Source organism: Streptomyces sp. NPDC031474 (assembly GCF_055581185.1).
The window spans coordinates 98,812-109,000 of sequence record NZ_JBVIJX010000026.1 but is presented as its reverse complement, the minus strand read 5'-3'; the positions used below and the strand labels follow the sequence as shown (position 1 = coordinate 109,000).

Annotated in this window: 8 protein-coding genes and 2 pseudogenes; 6 read left to right on the top strand and 4 right to left on the bottom strand. The window is 68.7% G+C overall.

Going from position 1 to position 10,189, the window contains the following annotated elements; all coding sequences use genetic code 11:
- Positions 1–98 precede the first annotated feature (98 nt).
- A pseudogene (locus tag ACZ5SK_RS41495) lies at positions 99–823 on the bottom strand (transposase); the annotation flags it as partial.
- Between the two features lie 385 nt (positions 824–1,208).
- Here ACZ5SK_RS41495 and ACZ5SK_RS41490 point away from each other — a divergent pair.
- Positions 1,209–2,456, top strand: a complete 1,248-nt coding sequence (locus ACZ5SK_RS41490; protein ID WP_457495748.1) for an MFS transporter — start codon at positions 1,209–1,211, stop codon at positions 2,454–2,456.
- Between the two features lie 270 nt (positions 2,457–2,726).
- Here the strand turns inward: ACZ5SK_RS41490 and ACZ5SK_RS41485 are convergent, their stop codons facing one another.
- Entirely contained in the window at positions 2,727–2,912 is a 186-nt protein-coding gene (locus ACZ5SK_RS41485; protein ID WP_468577504.1) for a hypothetical protein, read from the bottom strand.
- Positions 2,913–3,124: 212 nt separating this feature from the next.
- On the opposite strand from ACZ5SK_RS41485, the gene ACZ5SK_RS41480 reads away from it, so the two are divergent.
- Together ACZ5SK_RS41480 and ACZ5SK_RS41475 are read left to right on the top strand one after the other, a co-directional pair.
- Complete coding sequence (locus ACZ5SK_RS41480; RefSeq protein WP_468577502.1) at positions 3,125–3,823, top strand: SDR family oxidoreductase; 699 nt, start codon at positions 3,125–3,127, stop codon at positions 3,821–3,823.
- A gap of 327 nt (positions 3,824–4,150) precedes the next feature.
- On the top strand, positions 4,151–4,981 hold the full coding sequence (locus tag ACZ5SK_RS41475; protein ID WP_468577501.1) for an enoyl-CoA hydratase/isomerase family protein: 831 nt from the start codon (positions 4,151–4,153) through the stop codon (positions 4,979–4,981).
- Between the two features lie 412 nt (positions 4,982–5,393).
- On the opposite strand, the gene ACZ5SK_RS41470 is transcribed toward ACZ5SK_RS41475, so the two are convergent.
- On the bottom strand, positions 5,394–6,008 hold the full coding sequence (locus ACZ5SK_RS41470; protein ID WP_334581656.1) for a TetR/AcrR family transcriptional regulator: 615 nt from the start codon (positions 6,006–6,008) through the stop codon (positions 5,394–5,396).
- Positions 6,009–6,138: 130 nt separating this feature from the next.
- On the opposite strand from ACZ5SK_RS41470, the gene ACZ5SK_RS41465 reads away from it, so the two are divergent.
- The 3 genes and pseudogenes from ACZ5SK_RS41465 to ACZ5SK_RS41455 form a co-directional block, all read left to right on the top strand.
- Positions 6,139–6,978 carry an alpha/beta fold hydrolase gene (locus ACZ5SK_RS41465; protein ID WP_334581658.1) on the top strand — a complete coding sequence of 280 codons (840 nt, stop codon included), beginning with the start codon at positions 6,139–6,141 and terminating at the stop codon, positions 6,976–6,978.
- A 1,481-nt stretch (positions 6,979–8,459) separates the two neighbouring features.
- Entirely contained in the window at positions 8,460–9,110 is a 651-nt protein-coding gene (locus ACZ5SK_RS41460; RefSeq protein ID WP_457495750.1) for a TetR/AcrR family transcriptional regulator, read from the top strand.
- 215 nt (positions 9,111–9,325) lie between these two features.
- A pseudogene (locus tag ACZ5SK_RS41455) lies at positions 9,326–9,547 on the top strand (MmyB family transcriptional regulator); the annotation flags it as partial.
- Positions 9,548–9,797: 250 nt separating this feature from the next.
- Here ACZ5SK_RS41455 and ACZ5SK_RS41450 read toward each other — a convergent pair.
- The gene (locus tag ACZ5SK_RS41450) at positions 9,798–10,028 is read right to left on the bottom strand and encodes a hypothetical protein (protein ID WP_334581663.1); all 231 of its coding nucleotides are present in this window, start codon (positions 10,026–10,028) and stop codon (positions 9,798–9,800) included.
- Between the last annotated feature and the right edge of the window lie 161 nt (positions 10,029–10,189).

Genomic DNA, 10,189 nt, shown 5'->3' with positions numbered 1-10,189 from the left:
GGATACGATCTAGACACTCGCATCCTCGCAGGTCAACGGCACCTTTCTGCTATCGGGACGTCAGCCCGCCCAATTCCGCTGAATACCCAGGGTTAAAGGCGGTTGGCGCGGGACGAGTAGGCCTTGTCCGCGGCGACAGCGCCGGGCCGCGTTCGAGGCCGGCCGACAGGCAGACCGACCCGTATCTGGTGCAGCACGCGGAGGAACTGCGGGCTGTCGGCGGCCTGCCCTGCAGTCAGTACGAGGGGCAGCGGACGGCATGTGCGGTCAGCGGCCAGATGAATTTTGCTCGTCAGTCCGCCCCGGGATCTGCCGAGCAGGGCCTGGTTCAGGCGGAGCCTGCGCCGTCGCCTGATGCGCCGTCGCTCTTCCTGCTGGGGGGCGTCCCCGCCGTCCTGTCCGTTCCGTCCCGGCGGGCCGCCCCCCTTTTGCCGGGCCCGCTCCTGTTCGGCGGCGGCTTCCTCAAGAGCGTCCATGACCTCCCTGTCGATGCGTATCCCTGCTGCGTCGTGGTGGGCGCGAGCGGTGGTGGAGTCCACGCTGACCAGGGATAAGTCCGACCCCCGGCGGGCGGCCTGGGCAATCACGCCTTCGAGGAGAGCCGGGAAGACTCCGGCGTCCCTCCAGACACGAAAGCGCCCGTAGACCGTCGGCCATGGTCCGAACTCGGAGGGCATCTCACGCCACTGGGCGCTGGACCGGAACCGCCAGATCACCCCCTCGAACTGTTCCCGCAGCCGCTCGGGGTACGGACCGTACTCGCCTATAGGCAGGTACGGCTCGATGAACTCCCTTGCTCGTCGGTGAGTTGCCTACGTGTCACACCCAGCGTCCTACCAGGTCCCGCCACCGCACAGGACCAGAACCCGAGAATGATCACGACCTCATACAGGCCCTAGTCGGCGTCCTAGACAGCCCAGCACAGCAGGTGCTGCATGCTGTGTGGGCCGGTTTCCTCGGCCCACTCGGCGATCGTCCAGTAGTTCTTGCGCAGCAGGTCCAACAAGCAGGCCCAGTACCAACCGCCTCTCCCACAGACGCTGCCACGGCTCCGTTTCAGACCATCATCACGGCTAGAAAGCGCTTGTTCCGTCGAGGCGATCACGGAAGAATGCAACGCTGATCTCGGCAGGGAGGGAATTGTGCGGCGTTCCACGCAGAGTGCTGTCGAAGATCCCAAAATCGATGCATCCCGTCCGAAGTCGGTCTTGGCCCGCAACCGTGCCTTCCTCTTCCTGTGGTCCGGGGAGTCGATCAGCCTGTTGGGTAGTGAGATCAGCGTCGTGGCGCTGCCGTCGCTGGCGGTCCTCGTCCTGGGTACTGGTGCCGTCGGGGTGGGCGCGCTCATGGCACTGCAGTGGCTGCCGTTCGTACTGCTCGCCCCCATCATGGGCGTCTTCACCGACCGGCTGCGTCGGCGGCCGTTGATGCAGTTCGCCAACGCCGCCCGTTGCGTCATCCTCGGCTCGCTGCCAGTGGCCGCTGTCCTCGGTCACCTCACCCTGGTGCACCTGTATGCCGCCGCGTTGCTCAAGGGCGTCTTCGATGTGGTCTTCCAGCTGGCGTACCAGGCATATATACCGCAGGTCCTCGACCGCGCCGACCTCGTCGAGGGCAACGTCAAGACCCAGTTGAGCAAGTCGATCGCGATGACGGTGGGCAGGTCTGCCGGTGGTGGCCTGGTGAGCCTGATCGGCGCTGCCCGGGCCGTCGCGGCTGACGCGGCGTCCTACTTCATCGCCGCCGTATTGCTGTTGTTCATTCGCGAGAAAGAGCCTCGGCCGACGCCCGCAGAGCGAGGTCTCGTCGCCACGCTCAGGGACATCCGGGACAGCGTCGCGCTGACCCTCGGCAACCGCGTGCTGCGGTCCCTCACGCTGACGCTGGCCTTCGGCAACATGGCGGTCTCCTCGACGCTCGCGATGATCATCGTGTACGCCTACCAGGATCTGCACTTCTCCGCAGGGCAGCTCGGCCTCGCACTGAGCCTGGGCAGCGCCCCGGTCCTCGTCGGCGCGGCGCTGTCCCGGCGGATCACCGCGAGGTTGGGAATGGGGCGCACGCTCGTCCTGACGCACGCGCTGCTCGGCCTGGCGTTCGCGCTCCTACCGACCGCCACACTGGGCGGCAAGCTGTTCGCGCTCGCGGTCGTCGCGGTGTCCCAGGGCATCTCCAGCTTCACCGGACCGCTGACCAACGTGGCCGCCATCACGCTCATCCAGAAGGCAACGCCCATTCACGCGATGGGACGCGTCAATGGCATCACGCTGCCGTTCATCTGGGGAGCCAACGCGCTCGGCCCTGTCGTGGGTAGCGCTGTCGCCGCGATGACGGGCAACGCGGTTGCTTTCGTCCTCGCAGCCGCGCTGGCCTGGGCGGCCATCGGGTGGATCTTCAGGGGGGCCGTCCAACGGCTCACCGACGATGTGCCGGACCAGCTCCGGATTTCCGTCTGATTGAGACGATACGCCAACTACTGTCCCAGGCAGGGCAAACCTTGGTGTCCGTCACGACCGGCAGGCGACAGCAGGACCTTCCGACGGGGACTGACCGGACACGCACTCTGTCCCTCCCCTCGGAGTGAGGGTCCCGGCGGTGTCCGTCGGGAAGGGCGGCTGGGGTCCCGGCGCGGATTCCGATCCAGACGGGCGCGTGGTCCGCGGAGTAGCGGGCGCCGAAGCCGCCGTGTGGCAGGATCTCGTCGATCATGGCGAGGCCGGCCCCGGTCAGAGGCACATCGACGGCGCCAGCGTTCTCCTCGATGCGTTGGACGCTGCGGGTGCCGGGGATCGGCACGATGCGCTCGCCCCGGGTGAACAGCCAAGCAGGGCCAGCTGGGAGACGGTGATGCCCTTGGTCGGCCAGGTCGCCGAGACCTCCAGGCCCTGGCTGCCGAGTGTCCGGTGCCGCATGACGCGCTCCTCAGATCAAGCCCAAATGCCCCTGCGACGTTCTGTCAAGGCTTCGGCAAGGTGCCCGGCGCGGCGTCGTTCACCAGGCGGATCGGTTGCGATCACTGACTCAGCCTGCTTACTATTACGATCGTAAGCTAATGAACCTGGGCCACATCAGGCCACGCCATCAGCGCTCTGGTCATCTCCTCTCCACTTCACCGGGAACCTTCATGGACCTCTCCGCCAGCACCGCCCTTGTCACCGGAGCGAACCGGGGCTTCGGCCGGGCCCTCGCCGCCGAACTGCTCAGCCGCGGCGCCACCGTCTACGCCGGCGCCCGCAACCCCGACCAGGTCGACCTGCCCGGCGCCAAGCCGATCGCGCTCGACATCACCGACCCCGCCTCCGTCGCGGCCGCCGCCAAAGCCACCGGCGACGTGACCATCCTGGTCAACAACGCGGGCTCCTCCACCGGCGCCGACCTGCTCACCGCCGACCTGGACGACATCCGCCTGGAGATGAACACCCACTACCTCGGCACCCTGACGGTGGCCCGCGCCTTCGCGCCCCAGATCACGGCCAACGGCGGCGGGTCCATGCTGAACGTCCTGTCCGGCCTGTCCTGGGTCAGCTTCCCGGAACTCGGCGCCTACTGCGCCGCCAAGTCCGCGGAGTGGTCACTCACCAACACGCTGCGCGTGCAACTCGCCGACCAGGGCATCCGGGTGGCCGGTCTGCATGTGGGCTACATGGACACCGACATGGTCCGTACCGTCGACGCGGCCAAGTCCGACCCGGCCGACATCGCGCGCATCGCTGTGGACGGCATCGCCGCCGGCGCCTACGAGATCCTCGCCGACAACGCCGCCCGCCAGGCACAGGCAGCACTGTCCGGGGGCGTCTCGGCGCTCTACCCGCAGCTCCCCTGAGGAACGCCCGCCCCTACCGGCCAACCGCGAGACACGTCCGCCAAGGGAACCGGAACGTCACCACCGCCCCCCTTCCCTCCGCGAAGACCTCGCTCGAAAGCGAGGAGTTCGAGCGGTGGCTCGCCATCAGCTCGAACGAACCGGATCCCACACCAGGCCGCTCAGGTGCAGGCGGGCCCGGCACAGCCGATGCGGCTCCGACTGGCGAGTCGGCGGCACCCGCCCCTCACCCGGCGCAACACCTCCGTGGTCGCCGGACGCGATCACGGCCACGCAAGCCCAAGCCCAAGCCCAAGCCCAAGCTCCCTACGAAATGGAAACCACGCCATGAGCCAGCCCAGCACGATCCGCCTTGAGCGGACGACTCCGCGGACCGCGAGGATCACGTTCTCGAATCCTCCCGTGAACCTGGTGGTTCCCGAGTCGGTCGTGACGCTGCACAAGATCGTCGCGGAGCTGGAGAGCGACCCGGACATCCAGGTCGTCGTCTTCGCCAGCGAACTTCCCGACTTCTTCATCAACCACTTCGACGGCGCCGCGGCCGCCGACCTTCCCTTGCCCCAGCACGAGGACGACAACCCGGTCTGGACGGACATGGTCCTGCGGCTGAGCAAGGCTCCGTTCGTCAGCATCGCGGCCATCCGGGGCCGTACCCGTGGCGCCGGCAACGAGCTGGCCCTCGCCTGCGACCTGCGCTACGCCAGCCGTGAGAAGGCGTTCTTCGGCCAGCCCGAGGTCGGCATCGGCATCGTCCCCGGCGGAGGCGGCGCAGAGCGGCTCCCGCGCTCCATCGGCCGCGACCGCGCACTGGAGGCGATCCTGACCAGCGCCGACTACGACGCCGAGCTGGCCGAGCGCTGGGGATGGGTCACCCGCACCCTGCCCGACGCCGAACTCGACGCCTTCGTCGATGCGACCGTCGCCCGTCTCGCCTCCTTCGACCGGCAGGCACTGGCTACCGCCAAGTCCCAGGTCAACCGGGCGACACTGCCGCCGGACGCCCACCTCGTCGCCGCTTTCGGCGAATTCGCGGGCACCCTGACGCAGCCGGGATTCGCCGCGCGTGCGGTCGGGCTCGGTGCACTGGCCGCCGAAAAGGGCCTCGACGTCGAATACCAGCTGGGCGACTACATCGGCCGGGTCAACGAAGCCCTCTGATCGCCCCGGCCGCGCCCACGACCGACCGCAGCGCCCCACAGGGCGCCCGTCGGCGCCGCGAGACCCTGGGCGGGTTCCATCCCCGGCCCACCAGGGTTTCCGCGGCGGCCGGGCACGCCTCGCCGGCAGCCCGGCCGTCGGCTCCCGGCCGGAAGGCCGCCGCACCCGCCGGGCTCCGACATGGAAGACGTGGCGGCTAATGCCCCACCGCGCACGGTCGTGACGTGCGATTCGACCGTTCTCGCGTCCGGTGCGGCGACTTCGTCGACGGCACATGAACAGCTCTCGGCAGCGGTGCAGACCATCTTTTGAGAGGGCTTCTACTGTGCTGCCGCACCGACGGCTCGGAATCGCAGGCTGTTGCCTCAGTGCCTGACCCCCGGGTGGTCGGCCCTGCGTCGGTCGGCTGTGGTCAGGCTTCTGGGCTCAGTGCCGCCGGCTGGTCACTGCTGCCGTGCGCCAGCGAGACGAGGATTTCCTTGCGGCAGACATCGAGGATTTCGTCCGCCAGCGGAGAATCGTCGGGGCATGCCCGCGACAGCATGATCGCTCCGATCGAATGGGCGAGCATGTCGATCACCATGGTGCGGGCCGCGCGTTGGTCCTGGTCCGCATCCCCCGGTGTGTCGCTCGGGGTCTGAAGGGCCGTCAGCAGATTCTCGATCCCGGCCGCGAACTCCGTCTTGATGTCCGCGGGCTGACGTGCGGCGTCGCCGCTGAGGGCCGCGATGGTGCAGCCGTCGCTGCGCCCATCGCGATGCTCCCGGGAGACGTAGCTCTCGACGAACTCGGCGGGGTCCACACCTTCTGCCCGTGCCGCGGTCTGCGAGAGCCCGCTCGCGGACGCTTCTGCCATCAGGCCCGCCTTGGAGCGGAAGTGCTTGTAGAACCCGCCATGGGTGAAGCCGGCGGTTGCCATCAGTTCCGCCACGCCGACACCGTCATAGCCGCGCTCGCGAAACAGCCTGGCGGCTGTCGCGACGATGTGCGCACGGTTCTGCTCTGCCTGTGCCCTGGTGACCCGCATGTCCAGCCCCCCTTCCACGGTCGACGCTCGACGGTCAAGCATACATAGATGTCGATCGACATCTATGAGGTTGACTTTTTAAATGACGATCGTCATCGTATTGTTCATCCCCACCAGAAAGGCTCAGGCCATGAGCGACACCCATGCGACCGCACCCACTCGGTACATCGAGGTCGACGGCGACCGATTCGCCTACCGCCGCTGGGGCAAGCCCTCCGGCGTCCCGATCTTCCTCGTCCAGCACCTCCGCGGGGGAATGGACCACTGGGACCCCCTGCTCACCGACGGCCTGGCCGAAGGCCGCGAGGTCATCCTGTTCAACGGGCGCGGCATCGCCTCCTCATCCGGCACGCCGCGCAATCGGATGGAGGACATGGCCGACGACATCGCCGCCGTCATCCGGGCGCTGGGGCTGGAGCAGGTCGATCTGCTCGGCTTCTCGATCGGCGGCTGGCAGGCAGAGGAAGTGACGCTGCGCCACCCCCAGCTGGTGCGCAAGCTCCTCCTGCTCGGCACCGGCCTGCGAGGCGGGGACCCGACGATGGACCCCAAGGTGCCCGAGGTGGCGCTGAATCCGGTCCCCACCGTGGATGACTTCCTCTTCTTGTTCTTCGGCCGCTCGGAAGCCGCCGTCGAAGCGGGCCGGGCCTTCTGGGAGCGACGCCACCAGCGGGCCGACCAGGACCCGCCGAGCTCGCTCGCCGTCGCGCAGGCTCAGCTCGAAGCGGCTACCGCCTACGGGGAACCGCTGCCGGGCGAGAATCCCTATGCCTACCTGAACGCGATCACCCAGCCGACGCTGGTCCTCAACGGCGAGAACGACGTGATGATCGCCTCGATCAACTCCTGGCACCTCGCCCAGAACATCCCCAACGCCCAACTGCTGATCTACCCCGACGCCGGGCACGGAGCGCACTTCCAGTACCCCGAGCGGTTCCTGAAGCACGCCCTTCAGTTCCTCGACGAGTAAGCAGCGGCGCGCGAAAGGCGAACGGCACGTCCTCGGCCTACGGTCTCGCGGCCATCGGCCTTCGGCGGCGAAGAAGTCAATCCGCACGGGCAGCAGTCGCGCTCGCCGAAGCCGGCCCGACCAGCACTCCCGGGGCCATGCCCCATCACCTGGGCGCCCCCGCACCCAAAGGTCGAGCGCGTACGAGCAGGCGCACCCCTGAACACCCCGGCCCCCGCCACCTTCTACGGCGGCGGCGCGGCCGGCCACCTTCGCCGACGGCCATGCCGGTCGAGACCGGCGAGTCGTGGCCGTCCGGCCCCGGACCGATGACGGCCGACGATCAGTACGACGGTCAGGACATCAATGCCTGGCATGAGGACGACGCCTGACTGCGCCCCGGATTCCAGGACGGGGGCTGGGCCGTAGCCCGCACCGCGGACTACGACAACGCCCAACCTCAGCCCCGACCCCGCGCCACCGGTACGGCGCACCGCCCACTTGCATCCGCAGCCGACCTGGCGCAACGCTTCCGGCGCCCTTCTTCTCAACTTCGGGCAGAACATCGTGGGCCGACACAAGCTCCGCGCGCGGAGTGGTCGGGACGGTCGTCACGGCGCGGCTCGCCGAGGTCCTCGAGGGCGGCGGGCTGTAGATACGGCACCTGCGTGCGGCCCTGGCAACCGACCACTTCACCTTGAGCGGCGGCGACATCTTCGCACCGACCATGACCTCCGCGGGTTCCGCTACGCCGAACTCACGGGCCGGCCGGAAGGCCTCCCGGTCGATGACGCGGCGAACGCCGTCGACATCAACGTCCGACCCACCCTCAACCTCGAACTGTCGCAGCGTTCACTCGTACTCCTGCACAACACCGGAATGCTGCCGCTGGACAAAGGGGGCAACCCCTGGCGGCGCCGTGCCGGCTTCCTCGGCGAGAGCACGCACGATCGCCGCCCTCAGCGCGCTCGCCGACGACCCACATGCCCAGCTGGGCAACTGGGCGGGCGCACCCGGACAGGTGGACTGGCCGCCCGACGAGCACCCCCCGCGAATCGACCACAACCGTGCTCGACATTTCAACGAACTCGCACCCGATGACCGAACCGCCGCCCGCCGTCGCGGTGGGCAGATCGGCCGGCTGATCCCCGATCCAGTCGGCCCTGCCCGCCGAGGCCGAACTGGCTGAGGCTGTGACGGTCGTATCCCAGGCGGACTACGTCGTCGCGGTCGTCGGCGACACGGTCGCCCTGACAGGGGAAGGCCGCTCCACGGCTCCACTGGAGCTCATGGGCAGTTCGATCGCGCTCCTCGACCTCCAGAAGCTCGACCGACCCCTCGTCGTCTGGGCCCGCGGGGCCGCGCCCTTGGCCGGCGCTCGCAACTGGGCCCCGGCCGCGAGAGCGCCAGAGTTCGAGGTCATTGAATTACGTTCACAATACAATACACTGGAGGAGCCGCTGGAGGGCGAGTGGCCCACCCGGCACGTAGAGGAGTGTGCGGTGCGATACGGGAGAGAGCACAAGCAGGCCACCAGGCAGAGGATCATCAAGACGGCCGGCCGCCGCTTCAAGGAGGACGGCATCGACAGCTCTGGCATCGCGGCACTCATGAGGGACGCCGGGCTGACCAACGGCGCCTTCTACGCCCACTTCACGTCCAAGGACGACCTGGTGGCCACCACGATCGCCGACCAGCTGGAGGCTCAGAACGCGAGCATCGTCGCGCACGCGGAACCAGGCCGCGCGGGCCTCGAACAGATCGTGCGCTGGTACCTGTCCCCCTGGCACCGTGACAGCCGCGACACCGGCTGCCCCTCCGCCGCCCTGCTCGACGAAATAGGGCGCTGCACGCACCCGACCAAGCAGGCGTACACCGACGGCGTACTGGGGGTCGCCGACGGCATCGCCGCCCGCCTGGCGCCGAACGACCCACTCTCGGTCCGCCCCATGGCACTCAGCTCGTACGCCATGATGGCGGGCACGCTCCAACTCGCGCGGGCCCTCGCCGACCCGCAGCTGGCCGATCAAGTCCTCGAACAGGGCATCCACAACGCTCTCACGCTGCTGGGCATCGAGCACACGGGTACGCCACAGCCCCGAACCGACCTGGCCAGAACGCACCCGTCACTGCGGGCCGCCCGTTGCGCCTGAGCAGCGCACCGCTTGACCCCACCGCGCCAGTTGCCCGCGCCAGAAGCCGACCCCCGCGCGACCTCACAGGCTGCCGCTCGGCGGACCGCCGGGGCCTGGCCGGTCTGCCCCGCGTCCACCATGGGCGAAGCGCCCCGAGAGGAAGGAGCCTGCTTGCGGTCTACCGACCGACCATTCGGCATTATGACCATAATTTCATTGCTGGCAGCCGCCCTCGGGAGGCCCGGGCGGAAATTCGGCGCCTGCACCACCCGCTCGTCGGCGAACTCGATCTCCGCATCGAGTCGTTCCACCCGGCCGACGCCCATGAACGGATGCTGCTGACGTACCACGCCGAGCCGGGCTCCCCGCCCGCGGAGGCCCTACGACTGCTGGCCAACTGCGGCACCGACGCCACAAGGGCGGGAGCGGGGATGCCGCCGTCACGCACAGCTTGAGGAACTTCCCTTGATCATCGGCAGTTGGCTGCGCGCCACGCCCAGCGTCCTTTCGCACACCAGACGCCTCCGCGGGCGGTGTCGGATTCAGGACGGCGCGGGTGGCGCGAGCGTGCTGCGGTTGGGCAGGGGAATGACGGCGGCGCCACTGCGCAGGGCGTCGTTTTTCCGTTTGTGCGCAGTGCCGCGAGCCGGAGTGCAACGTCACCCCAGCGGTCTCGGGCCGCAGATCGACTCGCGGGCTCGTCGGTCAGTCGGGTGCCTCGCCCGAGTCAGGGGGCTGGGAGTCGTTGGCCGGCGCGGACCGCTCGATGTCGTCGTTGCGCTGCGACGCACGTTCGACCAGACAGGGATCACACCACGCGAGATATGGAGGGACCGGGTACTGGATGAAGCCCGGCACACCGCCGATCCGGTCCACCTGGTGCACCTGGTGCACCTGTTCGGCATTCACCCCGGAACCGCCGTGCGTTACGTCCACGCCGCCCACCCTGACAAGGCCCCGCCTCCCATCCGCTGAGCCAGCACACACCATCAGCCCACGTAGACACCTGTTCCTGGTCCGCCCGCGACATAAGCGGCCACTTACACGCTCCCGCCACCCGCCCTCGGGCCTTGAGGGCCAGCCTCGGCTCGGGCTGG